The organism is Martinezella miluonensis, assembly GCF_900094545.1.
In the GTDB taxonomy this organism is placed as follows: Bacteria; Pseudomonadota; Alphaproteobacteria; order Rhizobiales; family Rhizobiaceae; genus Rhizobium; species Rhizobium miluonense.
This window is the reverse complement of the sequence record NZ_FMAH01000015.1, coordinates 64,278-88,670: the sequence shown is the minus strand read 5'-3', so window position 1 is coordinate 88,670 and position 24,393 is coordinate 64,278. Positions and strand designations below refer to the sequence as shown.

The 24,393-nt window shown below is 59.5% G+C and carries 23 protein-coding genes; 9 read left to right on the top strand and 14 right to left on the bottom strand.

The annotated features are described in order from the left end of the window. Positions 1 to 150: 150 nt before the first annotated feature. Both GA0061102_RS14555 and GA0061102_RS14550 read right to left on the bottom strand, forming a co-directional pair. Positions 151 to 789 carry a dimethylsulfoniopropionate lyase gene (locus GA0061102_RS14555; protein WP_092849207.1) on the bottom strand — a complete coding sequence of 213 codons (639 nt, stop codon included), beginning with the start codon at positions 787 to 789 and terminating at the stop codon, positions 151 to 153. A gap of 47 nt (positions 790 to 836) precedes the next feature. Next, a complete protein-coding gene (locus tag GA0061102_RS14550) occupies positions 837 to 2,873 on the bottom strand; it encodes an NADH:flavin oxidoreductase (protein ID WP_092849200.1) in 2,037 nt (678 codons plus the stop codon). 146 nt (positions 2,874 to 3,019) lie between these two features. Here GA0061102_RS14550 and GA0061102_RS14545 point away from each other — a divergent pair, with 146 nt between their 5' ends. The 5 genes from GA0061102_RS14545 (at position 3,020) to GA0061102_RS14525 (ending at position 7,592) form a co-directional block, all read left to right on the top strand. Then, on the top strand, positions 3,020 to 3,649 hold the full coding sequence (locus GA0061102_RS14545; RefSeq protein WP_092849193.1) for a TetR/AcrR family transcriptional regulator: 630 nt from the start codon (positions 3,020 to 3,022) through the stop codon (positions 3,647 to 3,649). Between the two features lie 13 nt (positions 3,650 to 3,662). Beyond that, entirely contained in the window at positions 3,663 to 4,457 is a 795-nt protein-coding gene (locus GA0061102_RS14540; RefSeq protein WP_092849190.1) for a pyrroline-5-carboxylate reductase family protein, read from the top strand. A gap of 71 nt (positions 4,458 to 4,528) precedes the next feature. Further along, positions 4,529 to 5,530 (top strand): ABC transporter substrate-binding protein, encoded by a 1,002-nt coding sequence (locus GA0061102_RS14535; protein ID WP_092849184.1) that lies wholly within the window; start codon positions 4,529 to 4,531, stop codon positions 5,528 to 5,530. A gap of 96 nt (positions 5,531 to 5,626) precedes the next feature. After that, a complete protein-coding gene (locus tag GA0061102_RS14530) occupies positions 5,627 to 6,514 on the top strand; it encodes an ABC transporter permease (RefSeq protein WP_092849174.1) in 888 nt (295 codons plus the stop codon). Beyond that, complete coding sequence (locus GA0061102_RS14525; RefSeq protein ID WP_092849167.1) at positions 6,507 to 7,592, top strand: quaternary amine ABC transporter ATP-binding protein; 1,086 nt, start codon at positions 6,507 to 6,509, stop codon at positions 7,590 to 7,592. Before GA0061102_RS14530 ends, GA0061102_RS14525 begins: the two co-directional genes overlap by 8 nt. Before the next feature lie 196 nt (positions 7,593 to 7,788). On the opposite strand, the gene GA0061102_RS14520 is transcribed toward GA0061102_RS14525, so the two are convergent. The 12 genes from GA0061102_RS14520 to GA0061102_RS14465 form a co-directional block, all read right to left on the bottom strand. Further along, positions 7,789 to 8,271 carry an invasion associated locus B family protein gene (locus GA0061102_RS14520; RefSeq protein WP_167667989.1) on the bottom strand — a complete coding sequence of 161 codons (483 nt, stop codon included), beginning with the start codon at positions 8,269 to 8,271 and terminating at the stop codon, positions 7,789 to 7,791. Positions 8,272 to 8,482: 211 nt separating this feature from the next. Next, positions 8,483 to 8,956: a DUF4189 domain-containing protein gene (locus GA0061102_RS14515; RefSeq protein WP_092849161.1), complete on the bottom strand. Its 474-nt coding sequence runs from the start codon at positions 8,954 to 8,956 to the stop codon at positions 8,483 to 8,485. Next, positions 8,953 to 9,648, bottom strand: coding sequence for a hypothetical protein (locus tag GA0061102_RS14510; protein ID WP_092849158.1), 696 nt, complete (start codon positions 9,646 to 9,648; stop codon positions 8,953 to 8,955). Before GA0061102_RS14510 ends, GA0061102_RS14515 begins: the two co-directional genes overlap by 4 nt. Before the next feature lie 14 nt (positions 9,649 to 9,662). Continuing rightward, positions 9,663 to 10,238, bottom strand: coding sequence for an invasion associated locus B family protein (locus GA0061102_RS14505; RefSeq protein WP_092849155.1), 576 nt, complete (start codon positions 10,236 to 10,238; stop codon positions 9,663 to 9,665). Positions 10,239 to 10,245: 7 nt separating this feature from the next. After that, complete coding sequence (locus GA0061102_RS14500; protein ID WP_092849148.1) at positions 10,246 to 15,303, bottom strand: beta strand repeat-containing protein; 5,058 nt, start codon at positions 15,301 to 15,303, stop codon at positions 10,246 to 10,248. Further along, entirely contained in the window at positions 15,300 to 15,749 is a 450-nt protein-coding gene (locus tag GA0061102_RS14495) for a hypothetical protein (protein WP_092849145.1), read from the bottom strand. Before GA0061102_RS14495 ends, GA0061102_RS14500 begins: the two co-directional genes overlap by 4 nt. Before the next feature lie 260 nt (positions 15,750 to 16,009). Then, the gene (locus tag GA0061102_RS14490; protein WP_245298020.1) at positions 16,010 to 16,729 is read right to left on the bottom strand and encodes a helix-turn-helix domain-containing protein; all 720 of its coding nucleotides are present in this window, start codon (positions 16,727 to 16,729) and stop codon (positions 16,010 to 16,012) included. A 483-nt stretch (positions 16,730 to 17,212) separates the two neighbouring features. Further along, on the bottom strand, positions 17,213 to 17,413 hold the full coding sequence (locus GA0061102_RS14485) for a hypothetical protein (RefSeq protein WP_092849127.1): 201 nt from the start codon (positions 17,411 to 17,413) through the stop codon (positions 17,213 to 17,215). Between the two features lie 466 nt (positions 17,414 to 17,879). Then, positions 17,880 to 18,608 (bottom strand): 7-carboxy-7-deazaguanine synthase QueE, encoded by a 729-nt coding sequence (gene queE, locus GA0061102_RS14480; protein ID WP_092849124.1) that lies wholly within the window; start codon positions 18,606 to 18,608, stop codon positions 17,880 to 17,882. Beyond that, entirely contained in the window at positions 18,605 to 18,961 is a 357-nt protein-coding gene (queD, locus tag GA0061102_RS14475) for a 6-carboxytetrahydropterin synthase QueD (RefSeq protein ID WP_092849121.1), read from the bottom strand. Before queD ends, queE begins: the two co-directional genes overlap by 4 nt. Continuing rightward, positions 18,961 to 19,671 (bottom strand): 7-cyano-7-deazaguanine synthase QueC, encoded by a 711-nt coding sequence (queC, locus tag GA0061102_RS14470; RefSeq protein ID WP_092849119.1) that lies wholly within the window; start codon positions 19,669 to 19,671, stop codon positions 18,961 to 18,963. The genes queD and queC overlap by 1 nt, the downstream gene beginning before the upstream one ends. A 451-nt stretch (positions 19,672 to 20,122) precedes the next feature. Continuing rightward, positions 20,123 to 20,521, bottom strand: a complete 399-nt coding sequence (locus GA0061102_RS14465) for a VOC family protein (RefSeq protein WP_092849117.1) — start codon at positions 20,519 to 20,521, stop codon at positions 20,123 to 20,125. Between the two features lie 98 nt (positions 20,522 to 20,619). Between GA0061102_RS14465 and GA0061102_RS14460 the strand changes: the two genes are divergently transcribed. The 4 genes from GA0061102_RS14460 (at position 20,620) to GA0061102_RS14445 (ending at position 24,389) form a co-directional block, all read left to right on the top strand. Continuing rightward, complete coding sequence (locus tag GA0061102_RS14460; protein ID WP_092849115.1) at positions 20,620 to 21,336, top strand: helix-turn-helix transcriptional regulator; 717 nt, start codon at positions 20,620 to 20,622, stop codon at positions 21,334 to 21,336. 364 nt (positions 21,337 to 21,700) lie between these two features. Then, positions 21,701 to 22,735: an ABC transporter substrate-binding protein gene (locus GA0061102_RS14455; protein WP_092849108.1), complete on the top strand. Its 1,035-nt coding sequence runs from the start codon at positions 21,701 to 21,703 to the stop codon at positions 22,733 to 22,735. Positions 22,736 to 22,740: 5 nt separating this feature from the next. Continuing rightward, positions 22,741 to 23,559, top strand: coding sequence for an ABC transporter ATP-binding protein (locus tag GA0061102_RS14450; RefSeq protein WP_092849334.1), 819 nt, complete (start codon positions 22,741 to 22,743; stop codon positions 23,557 to 23,559). Beyond that, complete coding sequence (locus tag GA0061102_RS14445; protein WP_092849104.1) at positions 23,556 to 24,389, top strand: ABC transporter permease; 834 nt, start codon at positions 23,556 to 23,558, stop codon at positions 24,387 to 24,389. Before GA0061102_RS14450 ends, GA0061102_RS14445 begins: the two co-directional genes overlap by 4 nt. Positions 24,390 to 24,393: the final 4 nt, after the last annotated feature.

Genomic DNA, 24,393 nt, shown 5'->3' with positions numbered 1-24,393 from the left:
CAAAGCTACCACAGAACCGGGCATTTTCGCTTACTGCCTTTGCCACTCAACGACCGCGAACGGCGCTTGCTGCCGCCGGCGCCCTATGCGCGCTAGCGGATACTCGGAATGCTCCAACGCCGTATCCAAGCAGCCTGCCGGCTTGCACCGCTACGGCTGCTCTTGCGTCGATCCGAATTCCCTTTCCATAGGCGTCCGATCGGCCAGAAGCGCCCAGAACGCAAAAAGCGGTGTGTCTACGGATCGCATGGCATGTTTGATGCCGGGCGGATTATAGAAGGATCCGCCAACACCGGGACTGAACCATTGGGAAGTCCCATGTTGGAATTCGCCTTCCGACAAAACCAGATAGACTTCCTCCGGTGCATGATCATGATAGGGATAGCGTACTCCTGGCGCCATGAGGGTAACGCCAATCCAGACATCGGAGCGCTCCTCCAGTCCGCCCGGACCGATGATCATCGCGTTGGCATGGCCTTCTTCGAAGTTCCCGCTCGACGTGCCGGAAGAATTCTCGCGGCGTCGCCATATCAATCGCGGTTCCATGGCCTGAAATCGGGTTATCATTTGCCGCAGCTGATCGGAGCCGGTTTCGATTGCAAGTGCCGTTGACAGGTGCAAACAAGCAGGGAGCTGGCCTCCCTCGCCTTGCCTCTGTTCCCCAGGCGTCTGAAGCCTTGAGAATATCTGCAGGACCGACCGGCGAGCCTCGGCATCGCTTGCACAATGGTCGAATGCTGCGAATGCCGCATCGACAAAGAGCTGTAGCTGACCGTTGCGTTCTGCCATCTGCTGATCCCCCATGATCCGGGCGGTGGGCAATTGGCCTTCGGGTGTCAGAGGTCCTTTGCGATCCGAAGGCCGTCGTAGATCGCGGCATGCGTATTGCGGGCTGCCACGGCGTCTCCAATCCTGAACAGCTGGAACTTGCCCTCGGCATTGCGCGTGACCGATTGAGGCTCGCCCGCCAAAAGCTGATCGTACGAGGTTTCCCCCAGGTTCCTCGATAGAGGCTTCAGTTCGAAATAGAGTTCGTCGAGCGGAATGGTGCCATGGTTCACGACGATCTGGTCGACGACACGCTGCTTGGCGACCCCGCCATAGTCGCTGCCGACATTGGCGATGATCTGATTGCCCTGCTTTTCGGCCGATTCCAGCCGGAACGTCACCGTGAAGGTGGCGTCGAGCTTCTGCAATGAGCGCATATAGGGCACGAGGTTCATCGCCATGACTTCCGGCGCGAATGATCGGTCAGGCGTCATGATTTCGACTTTTGCGCCGGCTTTGGCAATGAACTCGGCCGCCTGCAGCCCTGCATGGTCGCCGGCATCGTCAAAGATGAGAACGTTTGTGCCGGGTTTCACATCGCCGGAGATGATATCCCAGGAGGAAACGACGAGCTCATTGCCCTTCGACAGCACGTCGGTGTGCGGTAGGCCGCCGGTCGCGATGATAACGACGTCCGGACTCTGAGCCATCACGGTCTCGGCATCAGCCCAGGTGTTGAAGTGAAAGGTCACGCCGCGCTTTTCGCACTGGCTCATGCGCCAATCGATGATGCTGATCATCTCTCGCCGACGTTCGCTCTGCGCGGTCAATCGGATCTGGCCGCCCGGATTGTTGGCCGCCTCAAAGACCACGACATCGTGGCCACGCTCGGCCGCAACGCGGGCTGCTTCAAGGCCAGCCGGCCCGGCGCCGACGACGACAATCTTCCTGCGGGTCTCTGCCTTTGCGACCACGTGAGGCATGGTCTGCTCTCGACCGGTGGCGGCATTGTGGATACAGAACGCCAAGCCGCCCTGATAGATGCGGTCAAGACAGTAATTTGCGCCAACGCATGGCCGAATGTCGTCCTCGCGCTTTTCCATGATCTTCCGCACGATATGCGGATCCGTCATATGCGCGCGGGTCATTCCGACCATGTCGACCTTGCCGGCGGCTATGGCGTGGCGAGCGGTGGCGACGTCCGGGATCTTGGCGGCGTGGAATGTCGGGAAGTTCGTCGCCGCGCGGATTTCGCCCGCGAAATCGAGATGCGGTGAGTTCGCCATGCCCTGAATTGGAATGACGTCCGTCAAGCCTGGGTCCGTGTCGATGTGTCCACGGATGACGTTCAGATAGTCAATGAGACCGCTTTCCTTGAGCAATTTCGAAATCGCTATGCCGTCGGCCTTATCGGTTCCGCCGGGAAGACGCTCGTCGGCTGTATAGCGAACGCCCAGGATGAAGTCGTCGCCCACTCGTTTTCGTATCGCCCTGAAAACATCCAGACAGAAGCGCATGCGGTTCTCAAGCGAGCCACCATAGGGACCATCGAGTTCGTTGGTGAGCGGCGAGGCGAACTGATCGATCAGATGGCCATAGGCCTCCAGTTCCACGCCATCCATGCCGCCGGCCTTCATGCGCTCGGCAGCATCGGCGAAATCCTTGATGATGCGCTCGATATCCCAATCTTCGAGTTTCTTCGGAAATGCGCGGTGCGCCGCTTCCCGCTGGTGCGATGGGGCCACGACCGGGAGCCAATCGCCCTTGTCCCAACGCGTGCGGCGCCCGAGATGGGTGAGCTGGATCATGATCGCCGCGCCCTGCTCGTGGACGGCGTCCGTCATCTCCCGAATCCATGGAACGATCTCGTCCTTGTAGGCGAGCAGATTGTTGAAGACAGGCGGACTATCGCGCGAGACGGCGGCCGATCCCGCCGTCATCGTCAGCGCCACGCCGCCTTTCGCTCTCTCCACCGTATAGGCCCGATACCGCTCCTTCGGCATTCCATCTTCCGGATAGGCCGGTTCATGGGAGGTGACGATGATGCGGTTTCGCAGCGTCAGATGCTTGAGTTGAAAAGGCTGAAGGAGAGGATCGTTCGACATGTGCCGGGCTCCAGATTAGGTATGCAGACCATGACGCTATGCATAATGTACACTTGTGTCAATCCAGAAAACAGCAAAGTCAATCCTCATGACATGTGTGTACATTTTTGTTGTATGGACCCCGGGAATTTGCTAGGAGATGGCATATGGACCAAACACTGAATGACAGCGGCTGGCGTGGATCGCAGGAAGGGTGGCTCGAGGCAGCCTATGAATCCCTCCTGGAATCCGGCGTGGATTCGGTGAAGATTCTTCCGCTCGCAAAGAAACTCAATCTTTCCCGCACCAGCTTCTATTGGTTTTTCAAGGACCGCGAGGAGCTGCTGGCGGGACTGGTTGCGCGCTGGCGTGACAAGAATACGGGCGGCATCGTCAAGCAATCGGAAGCATATGCCGAAACCCTGGCAGAGGCGATGTTTAACGTTTTCGACTGCTGGCTCGACGAAAAACTGTTCGACAGCAAATTCGAGTTCGCAATTCGAAGCTGGGCTCTTCAGTCGGCAGAGATCCTCAACGAAGTTCAAGACGCCGACAAGGTGCGCCTAGAGGCGCTTGCCCGAATGTTCATGCGCTTCGGTAACTCGGAAATCACCGCCGATGTCCGGGCGCGCACGACCTATCTGGTTCAGATCGGATACATCTCGATGCAGTCGAAGGAAAACATTGCGCTGCGCATGAAGCGCATCCCGGAATACATCGCGATCTACACCGGCCAAGCTCCGCAGCAGCGCGAACTTGATCGCTTTTACGCAAGGCATGGATACAAGCCGGACTAGTGGGAGTGATGGCATGAGCGGTTCGCTGAGGATTGGCATAGTCGGTGGAGCCGGATGGCTCGGCGGAGCAATCGCCACCTCAATCCTCGAGGCTGGCATCATCGCACCCCAAAACCTGTCGCTGTCTTACCGACGAGAACGAAGTGGGCGCTTTCCGGACTCATTCTGGACGACAGACAACCAGGAGCTCGCCGATCGAGCGGACGTGATTATTCTCTCCGTCCGACCGCAGGACTGGCCGGCCGTTTCGATCGATGCGTCTGGCAAGCTCGTCGTTTCCGTCATGGCCGGAATTCGCCTCGCGGCATTGAGCGCTCAACACAAGACCGAGCGGGTCGTTCGCGCACTTCCGAATGCGGCGGCGGAAGTCTCTTGCTCCTATACGCCTTGGATCGCCTCAAACCATGTTCTTGAGCCGGATCGTGCGGTCATACGTCAAATTTTCAACGCCAGCGGGGTTCAGGATGAAGTCGCAAGCGAGCATGACATCGACTATCTGACGGGCCTTACGGGTTCGGGGCCGGCCTTTCCTGCTCTGCTCGCCGCCGCCATGATGGACCATGCGGTCGATCATGGACTTACCCGCGATGTTGCTGAGCGTGCCGTCTCCACGGTGTTGATCGGCGCTGGCCGCCTGCTGGAACGACGTCAGGAGCGTCCTGGCGATATTGTTCGCACGTTTCTCGATTATCGCGGCACGACGGCGGCGGCGATCAATGAAATGCGCGCGTCCGGATTCGATGCCGCAGTGCACAAGGGGCTTTCTGCGGCGTTCATTAAATCGGTGAGCATGGGAAAGGCTCCCTGATCAGCGTTTGAGTGGGTTTTGCGGCGGCCCGCTCCCCCAAAAAGATAGGCCGCTAAACAAAGGGAACGAAAATGAAAAAGCTATTGGCATCGACCTGCATGATGTTTGGGCTGGTGGGCGGAGCCTCCCTTGCGAACGCTGCCGAATGCGGCAGCGTCACCATCGCAAGCATGAACTGGCAAAGCGCGGAAGTGCTCTCCAACCTCGACAAGATCATTCTGAACACCGGCTATGGATGCGACGCGGAAATCACTGTCGGTGACACCGTCCCTACGATCACCTCCATGGCTGAGAAGGGCCAGCCTGATATCGCGCCGGAAGCTTGGATCGACCTGCTGCCAGATGTCGTGAAGAAGGGCACGGAGGAAGGCCGTCTCGTCATCGCCGGTACCTCTCTTCCGGACGGAGGCGTGCAGGGATGGTGGATCCCGAAATACGTTGCCGACGCGCATCCGGACATCAAGACCATTCCGGATATGCTGAAACATCCCGAACTATTTCCAGATCCAGAAGACTCAAAGAAGGGTGCCGTCTACAACGGCCCTCAGGGCTGGGGCGGCACAGTCGTGACATCGCAGCTCTACAAGGCTTTTAATGCGGAAAAGGCGGGCTTCACGCTCGTCGATACCGGCTCTGCCGCCGGCCTCGATGGTTCGATTGCAAAAGCATATGAACGCAAAGCAGGCTGGGTCGGCTACTACTGGGCGCCAACGGCCTTGCTTGGCAAGTACCAGATGGTGAAGCTCGAGGCGGGCGTGTCGAGCGATGCGGCGGAGTGGAAGCGCTGCAACACCGTGGCGGATTGCCCCGATCCGAAGCCAAATGCCTGGCCGACCGACCATGTCGTCACGCTTGTTGCCAAGACCTTCTCCCAGAAGGTCAGTCCGGAAGTCATGGATTATCTCAAGAAGCGTGCCTGGGACAACGGCACCGTCAACAAGCTGATGGCCTGGATGACGGACAACCAGGCAAGCGGCGAAGATGGTGCCAAACACTTCCTGAAGGAAAACAAGGACATCTGGACGAAGTGGGTTTCTCCGGATGCCGCCAAGAAGATCGAAGCGGCTCTTTGATGTTGCTCATCTGCGGTGCGCCTTGAGCGCACCGCAGACCGCCTGCCGAAAAATCAAAAAGACTGGCACGGCTTCTTTCAAGAAAAGGGGAACCGAATGGACTGGTTTTACAAATTTCCGCACATGAATGACGACGCGCTTCGGAACCTCAAAAAGGCCATCGACGACGGATTTCGTGCCTTCACCCGCGCCTACGGCGATCAGATCGAGGGCTTGTTTGCTCCCCTCCAGCATTTCCTGATCGCGTCCGAGCGCTTCATGACGCAGACGCCCTGGCCCATTATCATCCTGCTGATCATGGTCATCGCCTGGTTGGCGAGCCGCAGTCTCAAGATCGTACTCGGCTGTCTCGTGACCCTCCTGCTGATCGGCTATTTCGATATGTGGGAAGACACGATGCGCACAGTCTCCATGATCTTCGTCTGTACCCTGCTGTCGATCGCCATCGGCCTGCCGATCGGCATCGTCATGTCCCGTTCGGACCGGATCCAGCGCATCATCAACCCGATCCTCGACGTCATGCAGACCATGCCGAGCTTCGTCTATCTCATTCCCGTCGTCATGCTGCTCGGGATCGGAAAGGTGCCTGGCCTCATTGCCGTCGTCATCTATGCGATACCTCCGATGATCCGACTGACCGATCTGGGGATCCGCCTCGTGGACAGAGATGTTCTGGAGGCGGCCGATGCCTTTGGCACATCGCATGCCCAGAAGCTCTTCAAGGTCCAATTGCCGCTTGCCTTGCCGACGATCATGGCCGGCATCAATCAAACGATCATGATGGCCCTGGCGATGGTCGTCGTTGCGTCGATGATCGGCGTTCAAGGACTTGGCCAGCCCGTACTCAAGGCCATTGCAAACCAATATTTCACGCTGGGAATCTTCAACGGCCTTGCCATTGTCGGCATTGCCATCATCTTCGACCGGGTAAGCCAGGCTTATGGCAAGAGGCTCCAGAAGCATCGGGAGACCGTCCATGGCTGATCAAAAGTTTGGCGGCATCAAAATCCGCAATCTCTACAAGATCTTCGGCCCAAATCCTGCCGGCCATGTCGAGACGGTTAAAAAAGGCATGACCAAAGTCGAGCTCAATCGGGTTCACGGACATGTGCTTGGGTTGAGGGACATCAACATCGAGATCCCGTCCGGCTGCATTCAGGTCATCATGGGGCTCTCGGGCTCGGGCAAGTCGACGCTCATTCGACATATTAACCGGCTGATAGATCCGACGGCCGGAGAGGTTCTTGTCGACGGCGTCGATGTCGTGAAGATGAACAATACCGAACTTCGCAGCTTCCGCCGGCATCAGACGGCGATGGTGTTCCAGAAGTTTGCGCTTCTTCCCCATCGCAACGTACTCGACAACACCGTATTCGGCCTCGAGGTCCAGGGCATGCAGCGCGGCAAGGCCGTTGATGTCGCCATGAGATGGCTGGAGCGCGTGGGCTTGAAGGGATTCGAACAACGCTACCCCAATCAGCTTTCGGGCGGCATGCAGCAACGTGTCGGGCTGGCACGCGCCCTTTCCAATGACGCCCCTGTTCTGCTCATGGACGAGGCCTATTCTGCGCTGGACCCTCTCATCAGAATGGACATGCAATCCGTTCTCCTCGACATCCAGAAGGAAATCAAAAAGACGATCGTGTTCATCACGCACGATCTCGACGAAGCGCTGCGTTTGGGAGACCAGATCGCGATCCTGCGCGATGGCGAGGTCATCCAGCAGGGAACTAGCCAGGACATCGTCCTGCGGCCTGCCGACGACTACATCGCAAACTTCGTCAAGGAGGTGAACAGAGGGCGCGTCGTACAGGTCGAGGCCATCATGGAGCCCTGGCATGCCGGTGGGCCATTGCCTCAGACGACGATCGCAGCCGGCTCTACGATCGAAGATGCCGTTCGCATGCTCGCCTCCGCTCCCGACGGGGATGCAGCGGTCGTATCTTCCACAGGCCAAACCGTCGGGATCATCAACTTCCGCCGGCTAGCGACCGCGATGGTCAATGCGCCCGTTTCGTCGGACAGAGACGACAACAGCGTCGTCACAGCGCATTATGGATGATGGAGGCAAGACAAGCGTTCGAAATCGAGCATGCATTAGCGAATGCGTCTGCGCGACGGGCTCGGAGGCAGCCCTGACTTACAGGAACCATCGGTTTCCAATCGAGATCGTAGCGCGTGCCGTCTGGTTCTATTTCAGGTTCAATTAGTACCTGCGTGAAGTCAAAGTGCTGCTGCTCGAGCGCGGCATCGCCGTCTTAATGGACGCCCAAGGCGGCGACGCGATCGACAGCGGCGGAAAGGCCTTGTAGCGACACCTGGAAGCCAAGTGCGTTGCCATCATCGGCAATAACTTTGAGATTCAAGCGCGAGCCGGTTCGTAATTTGCCAAGTGTCGCGGCATCGAACGGAAGCAAGGCGATGCAGCCGTTAGGCAAACAGGTGCGAAACCGGACTGACTTCAAAGGCGGCTGATCATCGATATTTGGCGTGACACCCGAGTCGAGGAGAATTCCGAACGGCAGCAGTAGCGATGCGAGCGCGCCGCCATCAGGACGTTTCTGGATCTCGACGGCAAGCAGCCTCTGACCATTTTGCTGGGTTTGATCTTGGGAAATGGCACATACGGCCGCCTTGTCGCGTTGACTGCACGCAACCCGCCAGTCTTGATAGGTCTCCTGTAAGCTTGATGCGCCGTTTGGCAGAGCAGATTGGGCAAAAGCTGCAGGTGCAGGCATCATAGCAAAGCTCGCACACGCAAAGGCGAGTATCGCACATGATACACGGTCGATTGTCCGATGTGAAATGAATGTCGAAATTGACAAGGGATAAGATCTCTCAATTTGAAATGCGACCTTCCAAGGTCGGTTCCGCAAGAAGCTGAGGCGAAGGGCTAAAAAGTGGGTGATGACCGCTGTCGTCGCGAACTCCCGTGCTCATGGCCAGGATAGGTCACGTACAAACCCACTCCCGGACGGTGCAGCGAGAGCCCGAGCGCTCGCATGCCTTAAGCGCAAGATCTTCAGCTTCGCGGCGCGTCGGTGCCGAATTCGCGCTCCACGGCGTGACTGGATTGCGCTTTTCTTTGCCGATGGCAAGGACACCGCAATGATCGTATGGAAAGCCGGTCTTGTCATCGTCATCCCAGTGTCGATGATTGCGGAATATGCTGACTACGACGCAGTTGCTACCCTTGTCCCGCTTACAATGCTTGAGCGCGATATCCATGGCTTCCTGCCGTTTGTCGGCGCCCCAGAAGAAACCGTATTTTTCATCGGGCGTGGAATAGGCGATGGCCGCCCATATGCCTCGTTCCTCCGGCGGCGGAGCTGGCGGCTGCTCGGCCGTAAAGAGATCAGCTGCCGCCAATTGACCGGTAGAGACAAACAGCATGCCGATCGCCGCAACGACATATCTCAATCTCATTTTGAGCCCCCTTGTTTACCTGCTGCCGAAGCGACGGAAATGACGACGCAACCGTTTCCACTCGGCAGAAGCATGGCATCCCCCCCGTCATTGCCGAGTTCGTAGACACCGATCTGCCCGAGATTGTTGACGAGCTTGCTTCCGTTCGGAAACTTGGCCGAAACTTCCGGGCAGGAGCCTGTAAACGGTGCCACGCGAACCATTGCACCTTCACAGCCGGATGCGATCGGCGCGGCGAATACGATGCCGGCAGCCGGACCGCTGTAGCCCTGCGTGGCATAGTTCATACCGACAAGCGCCTGCACCGCATGCTTGTCGGCCGCCTCGTTGTTCCAGATCGATTGGACATTGTATTGAGTGCCATTTGTCAGCAACTGCCCAAGAACCGGGAAGACGGTCGAACAGGATTGCAGGCCGGCCTGTTTGGCATGCTGCAGAAACGGCGTGTCTGGCAGTGCTGGATTTGCGTCGTTCGCCGCGGCGACAGCCGGTTGCGGCAGCAGGTTCCCGATCAAATCGTATCTGGCAACGGCGTAGCCCGCAGCGCCGGCGATTGCAATTGCAAGGAGCGAGAGAAAGGTCGCCTTCCGCCATTTCCGCCGCGGCTTCGTCTGATCGTTGACCAAGTTCTGAATTGCGGCGTCGTTTCTGTTCCGGGACATGATGCGCTCGTGGATTGATTGCTGGGTCATTGAAAATCCATCCGTCACTTTATCGCCTTAACGGCGGTGGAAAGGCCCTTGAGGTTTGCCGTCACGCTGATCGTCCTTCCATCCGCCGTTGGATAGGAGATCGCCGGCGCGGTGCTCTTCGAAATCTGCTCGCGCATCATCGGTCCGATCGGGAGCATGCCGACGCAGACCGTTTGGCTGCACCCATCGAGCTTGACTTGTATGGGCTCCTTGCGCCCCTCGAATTGGAGCGAGATACGACCGTCGCTCTTGGCAACCGGGGCGGTCCGCAAGATCATGTAGGGCTCGCCTTTTTTGGTTGCGGCAAGCGACCAGCTGAATGCAATTTGTCCCACGCCGTTCTCGATGATCTGGGTGACGTTGCAAACCCGCTGGCGGCTCTTCAGGTTTTCGTCGCAGATCAAGGTCCAGTTTTCGAACGGGCGAATGATCCTCTGATAATCGCCGGGCTTCAGCTCCGGGGGAACCACAACCTCAGAGGGCTTTATGCGATAGTTTTCGAGGACAGCCTCCTGCCCAGCCGCAAACGGGCCGAACAGGAACATGCACGCCATGAAAGCCGGGACGCCGAAAAGCGCTCCTTTAAGCATGACGGGCTCAATTCAAGGTAAAGCTGAGGCCAGCGCCGACGCCCACCTGGCCGCCGGCGGCCGTGCCCGACAAGTTGCCGCGCATTCGCCCGTCTTCGCTGGTGTAACCGGCGCCGAATGCCAAGGCGCCCTCGCCCCGCCACACGCCGCCGCCGACGGCCACGCTCAGCTTGCCGGGACGGTCATCATAGCGAAGCGATGCCGCCGCAAGCCCTATCGCGGCCGCCTGTCTTGCCTCGGAACGTATGTCTCCGAGTTGCTGGTTCAGTTGCCCGAATTTCTGGTCCGTATAATTATTGGCCGCAGTCAGCGTGTTGGCGACAGCGTTGTCCGTATACGATTTGACCTGGGTAACGCTGTCGCCCAATTGAGCGACATTCACCGCATCCGTGGCGGCAACGCCCCTGCCAACGTTGGAGATCACCACCGGCGCATTGACGTCACCGCCCTGCAGCGTGATGCTGTTCTTCGTGCTGCCATCTGGATTGAGGTCATAGGTGACGGCGTTCTTGGTAATCGTTCCGACCCCCGTCTGCAGATCCCCAATCGCCGAGTTGGTCGCATAAAGCTGCGAGCCGTTGATGGCATCGGTGCTGTCGGCGGAAATGCGGCCGGCAGCGACATTCGTGATGGTTCTCTCCGCCCCTGCGGCACCCACACTCACCGTTCCGACAGGCGTGGTGCCGGCAAAGGCATAGTTCTTGCCCTGAATGGTGGTTCCGGCCGTACCGACAGCAGCCTGCGTTACCGAACCAGAGCCTAACGCCACGTCATTGGCATTGTTTGCCCGTGCCCCTTGGCCGAGAGCAACCGCACTCGGCCCTGCGGCCGCGGCTCCGTTGCCGGCGGCCAGGCTGTTCGTTCCACTGGCTACGCTCTGAGGCCCAATCGCAACACTGTCGGTGCCGCTTGCTGCGGAATCGGCCAGCGTCGAATTGGCATGGAAATATTTGATGCCGCCGCCATTGTTGATGTTGGTCAGCGTGTTGTTGACTGCGCCGAAGGCATCGTAGACCGTCGAATAGTTGTTGCCCTGGATGTTGTAGGTGGGACCGGTGATCGAGCCATCGGGGTTCACCGTCGTATTGCCCCCGATCAAGCTGGTGATATTGGTGCCGAGACCCCTGAGCTGGTTGACGTTTACGGCGTCGGTGCCAGCCGAACCGGCTGCGACATTGGTCAACTTGCGTTCTGATCCAGCCGAGCCGATCGACACTTCGCCGACCGAGTTTTGCAGGCCCGTAAGGGCGAAGGCGGTGTAGTTGGTCTGCGCGCCCACGGAGGTTATGGATTGCGCGCCGAGCGCGACGCTGTTGATATTATTGCTTTGCGCGCCGGCGCCGAGTGCGACCGATTGGATGCCCGCAGCAACCGAGTTTGTACCGAGCGCAACGCCGTCAGCCAGCATGACGTGGGCGTTCTGACCGATTGCCGTACCGCCGGGAGCGATCTGATCGACGATCGCGCCATTGCCGATGCCGATGCCGTTGTCACCGTTGACCACCGTCGTCGGGCCCACCGCCACCGACTCGGCGCCGACGGCAAGGGAATCTCCGGCGATGGAGTTTGCATGGAAGTACTTGCCCGGTGTCGCAGCTACCGAGGCGATGGCGCCCTGGAGCTGCCGAACCGTGACGGCATCCTGCGTGTTTGTGCCATCGGCGACATTGGTGATCTGCCGGTAGGATGTGCTTGAACCCACAGATACAGCGCCCAGCAGGTTTTTATCCGTCGTATTGTACTGGATGAAGCCCGTCGGGCCTGCGGCTATCTGGCCGAACGCCGGGGCCAGAGGGCGATCGGAGATCGATCCCGAGCCAAGAGCCACCCCACCGACAATGGCCGCATTGCTATTTCTTCCAAGCGCAAGCGAGTTGTCGGCAACGGAAGTGGCATTGTAACCGACGGCGGTGGAACCGATCCCTTGAGCTGAGGAATCGCTGACGGCAAGGGTCCTGTCGTTGGTGCGCACATATCGGATGCCCTTACCGTTTGCGTCGGTGTAGGCCGTCGATGTGTCGCCGGCGATATTGTTGATGGTATTGCCGAGATTGGTGATGTCGGCCGTGTTCTGCGTGACCTGCCCGCCGATCGTCGTAACCGTGGTGCCGATGGCATTGACCGCCTGGTTGGTGGCAAAGAGCTGCGAGCCGTTGATCGCATCCGTCGAGGACCCGTTGATCCGTCCCGCAGCGACATTGGTGATGGTGCGCTCGGCGCCGACTGCGCCGACGCTGACCGTCGAGGTCGGATTGGTGCCCTGGAAGGCGTAGGTCGTGCCGTTGATCACCACACTTGGCGTGCCGACGGCGACCGCGGTCACCGAGCTTGAGCCGAGCGCCACGTCACCAGCGTTGCCGGCGGCGGAAAGAGCGCCCAGCGAGAGCGCATTCGAAGCGCCGGCATTCGCTCCTACGCCAAGAGCGGTCGCCTGAACGCCGGTTGCAAACGCGTTCTGGCCGATCGCGGTGCTGGAGGTGGCTGTAGCATTGGCATTGGGTCCGACGGCGGTGCTGAATTGGCCCGAAGCCTTGGATATGTATCCAAAGGCCGTTGCGTCGAGGGCCGATGCTACCGCGCCGTTGCCGATGGCCGAGGCGTTGGCGCCGGAGGCGCTCGAGTTGGTGCCGGCCGCAATGGCGTTCGTCCCCGCCGCGGTCGAGACGGGTCCGATCGCGACCGAGTCCGTACCCGTCGCCGACGAGTCCGCCAGTGTCGAGTTGGCATGGAAATACTTGATGCCGCCGCCGACGTTGATGTTGTTGAGCGTGGTGCCGATGGCATCGACCGCCTGGTTGGTGGCAAAGAGCTGCGAGCCGTTGACCGCATCCGTCGAGGACCCGTTGATGCGTCCCGCAGCGACATTGGTGATGGTGCGCTCGACGCCGACAGCGCCGACGCTGACCGTCGAGATCGGAGTGGTGCCCTGGAAGGCGTAGGTCGTGCCGTTGATCACCGCATTGGGCGTGCCGACCGCTGCTGCGGTCACCGAGCCCGAACCAAGCGCCACGTCGCGAGCGTTGTTTGCCGTGGCCGCGTCGCCAAAGGCAAGCGCTCCGGCCGCGCCGGCGCGGCTCGTGTTGCCGATCGCGACCGAGCCTTGACCGATGGCGACATTGCCGTTGCCGATGGCAACTGCGCCATTGGCCTGGTTGGCGGCGGTGGCGCTAGCCGTGCCGTCGCTGTTGGCGATGTTATTGGCGCCGCCGGTGAAGGCACCCGTGCCGCTGGCATAGCTGGGATCACCGATGGCGACCGCGCCGTCGCCGTAAGCGACGTTGCCGGCGCCGATGGCGACAGCCTTACCACCGGTTGCGGTCGCGCCAGTGCCGATAGCGACAGCGTCGGCGGAATCCGCGACGGACTGGAGACCGACCGCGATGGCGTTGGTTGCAGTCGCCCCGCTTTCGCGTCCCATCGCAATGGTGTCATCAGCGGACGCCGTCACATCCGTGCCGACGGCGATGGCGCTCTGTCCACTGGCGCTCGTTGCAAAACTAGTCTGACCGACATAGACGGAGTTTAACCCGGACGCGCTCGTTCCAGCGCCGACAGCGACGCCATTCTGTCCGCTGGTTCGCGCACCGCGGCCGAGAGCGGTACCGTTGATTCCGCTGGCACCGGAATCACGTCCCACGGCCGTGGCGCCGGTGGCCGTCGCGCTGGCCTGGAAGCCTACAGCCGCCGAGGTGTCTCCGCTAGCTACGGTGCCGATGCCGAGCGCGGTACTGCCGGCTCCGCCGGCGTTGGCGCTGACGCCGGCAGCGAGAGAATTGTCTCCCGTCGCCTTCGTTCCAGATCCGTACGAGGCGGCGTTTATGCCGCTGGCAACGGCCTGGCGTCCTGTGGCAGTGGAATTGGCGCCGCTGGCGCTGGCACCGGCGCCCGCGGCAACCGAAAGAACACCACTTGAATTCGCATTATTGCCGAGCGCGAGGCCGGAGGTCGCTGTGCTGGCAACGATAGCGCCCGAACCTATAGCGACGCCTCCACCGGCGGCGAGCGCTTGCGCTTGGTTACCCAAGGCAACTCCGAAAGCTCCCGACGCAACGGTAGTCGGGCCGATGGCGAGCGAGTTAGTCCCCGATGCAGCAGCCGACGTGCCGAGGGCGATTGAATCGGTGTTCGAAGCGGTGGCGAGATAACCCATTGCCGAGCCTCTCAAGCCGGAAGCAGTCGCCCCATTTCCGACTGCGGTGGACTGGTTGGCCGACGCGGTCGCCGACGTGCCGAAGGCACTGGCTCCAGTCCCCGTCGCAGATGAACTCGAACCAACCGCATTCGCCCATGCTCCCGTGGCCGTCGCAGCGGAGCCTAACGCAACAGACTCGAACGTGAAGCCGGAAGGAGCGGTGCCGCTTGCATTGGCATTCGTACCGATGGCAATCGGAGAGCCGCCGCCTGTTCCAGCGTTAGCCTTGGAGCCGACACCCATGGCAATGGCGGCACCGTTTGACGATGAGGCGTTGGAGGACAATCCAATCGCCACCGAGGCGCCGCCGGAAGCGCTGGCCGTCGAGCCGAGGGCGACGGCGTTCGCCCCGTTTGCGGTGGTATTGACACCAAAGGCGGAAGCCCCATCCGCCAGTGCGCGGGCGTTCCCGCCCACGGCAAGGGCATTGACGCCGGTCGCGTTCGCGAAGACACCCATGCCTATGGCGTTGAGGCCATTGACACCCATCGAGTAGCCGATGGCGATCGAAGCATCGCCCGTTGCGCTATTGGAGGTGCCCAACGCTATACTGTTCGGGTTATTCGCTTTAGCAGCGTTACCGATGGCGACGGAGTTGCCACCTGTCGCTGTTCCGCCGCCGACGGCATACTGCGCCAGAGCCGGTGTGGCGATGCCCCCGAATGCGATCGCACCCAGTGCCACCGCTCCACCAACACCCAGCATCCCGTGCCCCAGACGGCTCCGCTTGAAGCCGAGCACGCGAGACGCCATCCGCAGCACCGCCATCAGCCGCCGGCGAACCAGGCGGTCGTCACCACCACCTGAAACCCAGCTTCGAGCAAATCCGATACGAGACTCGACCTGCAAATGCTCCCCAACGCATTCCTTCATGCTGCTTTCTCCTCGCTGTCGGCTGGACGGCCAGGCTCGCTTGGACCCGCATCGGCGGCCGAGTCGTCGTTTAAATCATGCATTTCTTGAAGCGCGCGCCCCATCTTGGCGGCTTGGCTTTCGAGCTGCTCGCGGACACTTTCGACCCACGGCTGCGACAGAGTTGGGACGGCATGCAATGCAGCATCGGCCCGATCGGGCGGAAGCTTTGTCCCCACAAGGGCTCGGCAGACTTCGAAATGGAGCAAGGGATCGCCGTCTGCATATGCCGGGGAGGTCAAACCAAGGACAAGGCAGGCAAATAGGTAATCAAGCTCCGCATCGGTTATGCGACTGGCATACCGTTGTTGCAGGGCAGTCCATGCCACCTGGATTTTCGGAGCAAAGATATCAAATCCCGGAAATTGAATGTCCATAATGCACCGAATGATTGCCATCGGGAACATGGCCTCATTTCAGCGCGACCGTATTTTAGAAAATTCCGGATTTTTTTTAGAAAACTACGATTTCTCGCTCAGCCGACGGCGGGTGTCGCCACTTTGCCACACCTACCTGAGGCTGTTTCGCAAACTCTGCTCCGTTCGCGTGAATGCGGATGCTCATTCAGGCGCGGGCCTTTTTCCGGCCAGAACTCAACAATGAGTGTAAGATAGCGATATTGGTTCCGGCCGCATCTGATCGAGACGCGTCCGCACGGCGCGCCAAGTTATCGCTCGAACCGCAGCTCTTTCGGCGTCCGTCCGCGATATCTCTTCATCGTTGTCGCCAAATGGCTTTGGTCCGAAAACCCGGCCACGTAAGCGACTTCTGCAATCGGCATCTCGCTCTCTACGAGCAATTTTTCCGCAAAGTCCAAGCGTAGATTTATGAGGTAACGGTGGGGCGGCATGCCAAAAGTCATGGCAAACCTGACTATGAAGTGGTTCGGCGAAATGCCAGCGACAGCAGCAAGTTCAGCGACGTGAACCTTCTCCGTAAAATGTTCACGGAGATACTCTTCCACGCGTCGGGCGCTTTTGGCGGAGAGCCCTCCTCTGGGCGGCTGCGGCTGTTTCATGTGGCTTGCATAAGTGCGAAGGAGATGCGTGCTAAACAGAGTAACCAATGAATCAAGATAGAGTTCATTCGGAGTTGCTTTCCCGGTTAATTCGACAGAAATCCTCTGCGCAATGCCGAGGGCTGTGGGATCGACGGTCCCGAAGGCAGGCGGCTGAAGCTCGACTTTGGCAAGATCAAACTCCTGCAGCGCAAGCTCGGACAGCACTTCGGGGGGAATGGCAATGACAAGATTTCTCCTGGTCTCTGACCAGGCAAGACTGCTATCCACGCCAGCGGGATTAACCGCGATGGCGCCGATTGGCGCATCGTATTCCGAGATCCTGTCGCTACCGAGAGAAGCCCTCAGGCTACGGGTCGGCGCTAACATGATTCCCACCGCGTGCTCTTTTGCCAGGAACGTCTGGGATCCGGGATTGCGGACGGAGCTAATGACGCTCCCACGCATGGTGGCCTTTCTCGGGCCTGCACTTTCAGGAATTATGTCAAATACATATCGATCGGCCCGTTCCCGAGCCTCACTTCCATAATTCATCCTTCATCGCCCCGCCCGAACGAAATCCTGTAAGCGCGAACAAGCAGACGAGATCTCAGTTTCGCATGAGATCTCAATTTCCCAACACTGCCAGCTCAACGCAGCCGCAAATCAGCCTATAGTCCGAGATTAAATAGTACAAATAGCTGAGTTTGGAAGGGGAGATATGTGTATGGTAAAAAAAGGAGTAAGCCGGCAGAGCGCATCACATTCCCATCAGAATGAAGGCATCTCGCGCACCTCAACAGAGGGCTGTTCTCAGGCTAAATCCTAGCGCGCCGAAAAGCAGAAAAACCGATTGTCGCGCCATTGTGGCTGCTAAAGATCGCCTCGGCGCTTTTCATATAGATCCCATGCAACGTCCGCCATCGCCAGAAGCACATCTTTCTCATTCCATCCAGCTGCAGCAGCGGCTCGAACTATTTCATTGACGATAGGCAGCAATTGACGTTGGCACTCGCTTGAAATCTCATCTGTGCCGTTCCCCAGAGGCGGATCACTAAATTTGAATTCTACCATTCTCAATCTCACAGGATTACTATATGCCAGCTATCACATTCCTAATGTAAAATAAATCGAAAGAACGCGTAAGAGTCTTTTGCGGGCAGTACCCAATCAGACTATCGCTATGCTGCAACCAATCCAACTTTGATCACAATCGCTGACCTGGCGTCACTCGCAAACTCACCGCGTGCGCTGAAAACGATACAAGAAAAAATAGAAACTATTCTGCCACTTCGACCGGCCAGACTGCAAAGCGCTGCGGTGAATACCTGAACGGTGAATATTTAGGCTGCTCGACAACAAAAATTGCTATCAGCGACGCCGGCCTGATTGTTGCTTAAACGATCAGCAAGCCGCACTTCATTGACCGTCAGGCGCTGCTGCCGAGGAGGCAGCGGCGGGCTCTTGTTGCGCCGGCCGTCAATCGCAACCTCAAGGTCTCTGCCGAAAGCGCGAACCGACGCAACCCGTTCGCAATCACTCAAACGCCGCGCTTGTTTCCCCAGATAAGCACATGCAGTTGCGGCAGCACTCTCGCCTCAAACCATTTGTCATCACCGACCTTGTCGACCAACCAGCGCATGCGTTCGACAATGCCGTCGATATCCACAAGGGCATCGTCCGCGTCGGCAGGTGGCGGCGTATGATTGCCGGGCTGCAGATAAAGTGGCAGATGGGGATAGCGCAACGAGGCATCGCGCGCATAGGCATAGTCAACATCGTCGAATACGACGATCTTCAGCGCGATCTGCGGCTTACCGCCTGCCATGCGCAGACAGTCATCGAAATCAGCCCAGCTCGTCGCCATACCGCTCGAAGGCGGCTTCGGGCTCAGCACCAGCACATCAAGTTCCGCGAACCATTCCTTGGCCACGCTTCCCTGCGTTTCCAGCGCAAAACGGTAGCCTTCCGTATGACCGCGCGCGATCAGCGGACCGAGAGGCTGGATCGCGGGATTGCCGCCCGAGAGCGAAATCGTCAGCGGCTTGCCGCCGGAGAGCCGCGTCACCTCCTGCCAGATCTCGTCGACGGACATCGGCTGCCACTGATCGCGGTAGTCACTGTCGACCGCATGCAGCGTATCGCACCAGGAGCAGCGGTAATCGCAGCCGCCAGTGCGCACGAAAATCGTGGGAAGGCCGATCAAGATCCCCTCGCCCTGGATCGTCGGCCCAAAGATCTCGCTAACGCGAATGCGCGCTTCACTCATGGCCGGTATTCCGCCCATGTCTTTGGCGTCTCACTGACGCGCACGGCTGATGTCTCCGGCAATCGCACCTTGCACCAGTCGTAGAAATGCTTGGCGAGACACTCCGAGGTAACGCGATCGTGGCCGAGGACATCATTGAGATGGCGGTGGTCGAACTCATCGTCGATGTAGCGCTTCAACGGCTGAAGCTCGTGATAGTCACGCACAAAGCCGTTCCCATCGAGTTCGGCCGCCGAAAGCTCCACCACGACGATGTAATTATGCCCATGCAGGCGCGCGCATTGATGATCGTCGGGCAGATGCGAGAGCTGATGAGAGGCGGAGAAATGAAATTCCTTGGTGATGCGGAACATCACTTCACCTCCTCGGCAGAAAAGCCTGATGTCGCCGATACCCAGAAATCGGGATCCTCGTAATCGGTAGGATCTTCGACACCGGCGAGGTGGAATGCTTCGCGCCGCTCGACGCAGGTGCCGCAGCGGCCGCAATGGCGCTCACCGCCCTTGTAGCAGGACCAGGTTTCGGCAAAGGGGGTTCGGTGCCGAGCGCCGTCGGTGACGATGTCCGCCTTCGAGACCGTCACATAGGGCGCATAGAGCGAAACGCTGGCATAGCCGTCGAGCGCATGGTTCTGCATCTGCTGGAAGGCGTCGATGAAGCCGGGACGACAATCGGGATAGATGAAATGATCGCCGCCATGAACGGCAACGGCGACCGCATCCGCCTTCTGCGCAGCCGCAAGCCCGAAGGCGATCGCCAGCATGATCGCGTTGCGGTTCGGCACGACGGTCGCCTTCATGGTTTCCTCGGCATAGTGTCCATCAGGCACATCGACATTGTCGGTCAGTGCCGATCCGGTCAGATGCCTGCCAATGGCTGTTATGTCGATGATCTGATGCGGCACGCCGAGCCGTTTGGCGCAGGCTGCGGCGAATTCCACTTCCTTGCGATGCCGCTGGCCATAGTCGAAGGAGACGAGGCCTATAAGCCGATGTTCTGCCGCGACCTTATGGGCGAGCGAAACAGAGTCCAATCCGCCGGAGCAGACGACGATAGTCTTCATAATTCAGGATCCCTTGTTTTGACCGGGTGGGCTGCGACCGGATTTCATGGCTCCTGCAAGCCACGGCAGGCTCCCTAGCAACAGAATCCGGAAGAAACAAGGCATCAGCTTTATTTCTTGGCGACGCGCCGACAGGTACAGATACGTTGTATCTGATAATGGGGGGCTCACCTGGCGCTCCAAATTTCCCCTGGATGTTGAAATCGGATGGCACCTGCCGGCGCGACTCTCGGGGTCCATCCGGTTCGCTGCCCCAGCGGTGATTGCACAAATGGGCCTTCGACCTTTCACCACCAATTCAAGGCGGGACGTCGCTGAGGCGGTGCGATATCAGAGGCAGCTTTGCTTGAAGGAGGCTCCAAAATTCGGGACTCTACATAAGCGTGATACGAAACAGGCGGCTGTTTGCCGAGGGGACGCCCCCGCACGTTTCTGCGAGGACGCTCAACCGTCAGCGGCCTGCGAAGCGTTGTTTCGCGCTGTCGGTGACAGGCGTATAGAGGCTGACGAGCGTCCCCTCCGGATCGCGGAATTGCGCCGCTCTATTGCCCCACGGCATCATTTTCGGCTCGTGCACAACCTCCGCCTCACCCTTTAATCGGGCGAAATCGGTGTCGACATCATCGACTTGGAATTCAAGGATGATCGATCGATTGGCACGGGGTTCGGCGCTGCCCTCCCTGAACAGAGCGACAGTCTCGGTGCTTCCGATGGCCAGCGTTGCCGCGGGAGTGACGATCTCTGCAAAGACTGGCGCCAGCCACTCGGCCGTCTGGCCCGTGACCATCTCGTAAAAGCTGACGACCTTCTTGATGTCGGCAGCGATCAGACGCGTGGAAGCTAATTTCATCGGTTACTCCTTCAAGAGGCCCGAAGGATTGTCGGCGCCTCGAAGACTCTTGTGGCATGGGCCTGCTGCCACCATACTGGCAGCAGGAGTCAGTAAGAATGCGCCGCGCCGACCGATTGTTTCAGATCATCCAAATCCTGCGCCGGTCGAGCAGACCGGTGACCGCCGCCGCGCTTGCGGAAGAGCTCGAAGTCTCGAAGCGCACAGTCTATCGCGATATCGCCGATCTCATGAGCCAACGGGTTCCGATCGAGGGTGAAGCAGGCTTCGGATATCTCCTCTCATCCGACTACGAAATGCCGCCGCTCATGCTGACGCCGGAAGAGATCGAGGCGGTGATGCTCGGAGCACAATGGGTTGCTGGCCGCTCGGACAAGACCCTCTCCAACGCCGCCCGCGATGTCGTGGCGAAGATCGCTGCGGTGGTTCCCAAACACCTGCGTCCTTACATTGTAGAGCCGAGCGTCGGCGCCAAACCGGTGGTCCAGGGCCACGAAGAGGAGAACATCGACCCGGCGATGCTCCGCGCTGCGGTGCGCGAGGGACGCAAGCTTCGGCTGAGTTACCGCTCAGACGCGGGCGAAGAAACCGCACGGACCGTGTGGCCCGTTATCCTCGGCTATTCGGACACCAACCGAATTCTGGTGGCGTGGTGTGAATTACGCCAGGGCTTTCGGCATTTCCGTACGGACCGGATTCTCGCGGCCGATATGCTCGACGAAGGGCATGGCCTCCGGCCGGGCGAGCTGCGCCGTCGCTGGTCGGCCTGGCGGGAGGCTAGCCTCCAGCGATCGAAGCGCTCCACCTCCGACTGATCGACAATGGAATAGATTGGAAATCGGAACTGTATGGAGGCGAAGCGCTGGCATTGTCGCGCCGACTTGAACTGCTGCATCATACCAGGCTCCCGTCATCGCAGCGTCAGATGCGAGTTCTCCACCCGATTGTTTCGGCCCTTGTGCGAACGTACTCGACACCCGGCATGTTCGCCTGGGGCGCACGGCCGAAGGATAAGCCTCCCGCATCGACCGCAATGAACCCTGCGTACCGTTGCCTTTTTGGCAACCGACAATGCGCATAATTGTTCTTTATTAGAACACTAAATTCCCCCATCATCCTTGCATTGGTGGATAACGAGACGAAAAGTCCGATCGCCCAATCAATAGGGGAACTATCAGCATGTCTCAATTCATGATGAATCGTCGCCGTTTCCTGTCCAATGCTGCTTTGGTCGGAGGTCTCGCTGCGACCCAGACTTTTGTCGGCATTCGCGCTGGCAAAGCAGCCGATGTCGCCGAAGTCCGCATGCAGCTCGGCTGGCTTGCCTCAAACGGCCTGATTGGCGAGGTCGCGGCCCAGAAGAAAGGCTTCTTTACCGAACAGGGCATCAATCTTACCATCGTGCCGGGCGGCCCGAATGTGGATGGCGTCGCCGGTGTTGCTGCCGGCCAATCCACCATCGGGCAGATCTCCTCAAGCCCCTCTGTCATGCTCGCCCGCTCGGCCGGCATGCCAGTCAAGGCGTTTCTTGCCGGATATCGTAAGCATCCTTTTACATATTTCTCCCTGAAGAAGGCACCGATCCGCGAGCCGAAGGATATGATCGGCAAGACGATCGCCACGCAGCCGACCGCCTTCATCCTGCTGCGCGCCTTGTTGGCCCAGAATGGCATTCCGGAAGACAAGGTGAAGATGGTCAACATGGGTTCCGACATGAACCAGTTGATCACCGGTCAGGCCGATGCCGTGACGGGCTGGGTGACGAACACCAATGCGCTGAAGGTCTTGGGCGGCGAGCGCGTCGACATGATGCTGTGGGATGCCGGCCTGCAGCTCTACGCCAACGTCTACTACACGACCGACGAACAGCTCGACAAACATTCCGACGTGCTGGTGCGCTTCACCACGGCTGCCGCCAAGGGCTGGGGCTATGTTCGCGACCATCCGGAAGAAGCCGTCGAAATGCTGGTCGAGGCCTATCCCAATCTCGACAAGGCGAGCGAGCTCGAGGCAGTCCACTCGGTCATCGACTTCTCCTTCGGCGACAGCACCAAGCAGACCGGCTGGGGGGCGATGAACAAGGACAATTGGGTCGCCCAGATCAAGGCCTATGCCGATCTCAAGCAGTTCACAGGCACCACCCCGACGGTCGATGACGTCGCCACCATGGCCATCCTCGACGCGACAACCGAAATCCGCAAGCAGATCGGGTGAACGTCATGATGAGCGCCGCCACCACCAAGCAGCCGCAGCCGCTACCGGCAGCCGAAACGGCAGGGCTTGCCGTTTCCATCCGCGATCTCGACATCCGCTTCGGCGACAAGGGCAATGAATTCACCGCCCTGTCCAATGTCTCTGTCGATATTCCGGAAGGCTCGTTCGTCACCATGCTCGGGCCGTCCGGCTGCGGCAAGTCGACCTTGCTGCGCTGCATCGCCGATCTTGTCCATATCAGCGACGGCTCGGTTTCGGTTTTCGGACGCCCACCGCGCCAGGCGCGCGAGGGCCGCGACTTCACCTTCGTCTTCCAAGAGGCGACGCTATTGCCGTGGCGCAGCGTCATCGACAATGTCCGCCTGCCGCTGGAAGTGGGCCGTCATGACAAGAGCTCCTATGCCGATCCCATGAAGTTGCTCGCTCTTGTCGGCCTGAATGGGCGCGAGAACGCCCTGCCGCACGAATTGTCGGGCGGCATGCGCCAGCGTGTCGCCATCGCCCGCGCCCTGGTGACCAAGCCGCGCATCCTGCTGATGGACGAGCCCTTCGGCGCCCTGGACGAAATCACCCGCGACAAGCTCAACGAGGAGCTGCTGCGCATCTGGCGCGAAACCGGCACGACCATCGTTTTCGTCACCCATTCCATCCCCGAGGCAGTCTTCCTCGGCGAGCAGGTGCTGATGCTGCAGGCCCACCCCGGCAGGGTGAAGGAATTCATGAAGGTCGACCTCCCCTATCCCCGCGCGCTTGCGATGCGCGACACGGTCGACTTCATCAAGGTCACCGCGCATCTGCGCAAGCTGCTGGAGGAATGTATATGAGCAACGCCGTGCACTCCGACATCGGCCGTATCTCCAAGGCACCGCGCAAGGTCGCCATCCTCGACGCAACCGTCGGCGTTCTTTCCTCGCATATGCCGGCGATCCTTGCAGCGCTCGGCTGCATCGTGCTGTGGCAGGGGGTCATCTGGATCTTCAAAATCCCGACCTTCATGGCGCCGAGCCCGTTCGACGTCCTCTATGCCTTTCGCGACAATGCCGCGACACTGACGCGCAACTTCCTGCCGACGGTGCTCGAGGCCGTTCTCGGCTTTATCTGCGGCAATCTCGTCGCCATCCTCCTGGCAATCTGGTTCGTCCACAGCGCCACGGCGGAGAGAGCCTTCTATCCGATTGCCGTCTTCGTCAAAGCGATCCCGATCATTGCACTTGCGCCGATCCTCGTCCTGATCTTCGGCAACGGCGTCGCCCCGAAGATCATCATCGCCGGCCTCATCTGCTTCTTCCCGACACTGGTCAACATGGTCCAGGGACTTCGCTCCGCCAGCCCTGCCATGCTCGATCTGATGCGCGTGCTTTCGGCCAGCAACTCCGAGATCCTCTGGAAGGTTCGCCTTCCAAGCTCGCTGCCGTTCCTGTTCGCCGCCTTGAAGATCGCCGCGACCAGCAGCGTCATGGGGGCGATCGTGGCGGAATGGATCGGCTCCAGCTTTGGGCTTGGCGCACTCATCATCGAGGCGACTTATAATTTCCGCTCGCCGCTTCTCTACGCAACGGTTGTCATTGCCGCGCTGCTGGCCGTGATCCTCTTTTTCATCGTGTCGGTCGCAGAGGCGAAGATGATCCGCTGGAAGCCGGCCGGGCAGCACTGAACCC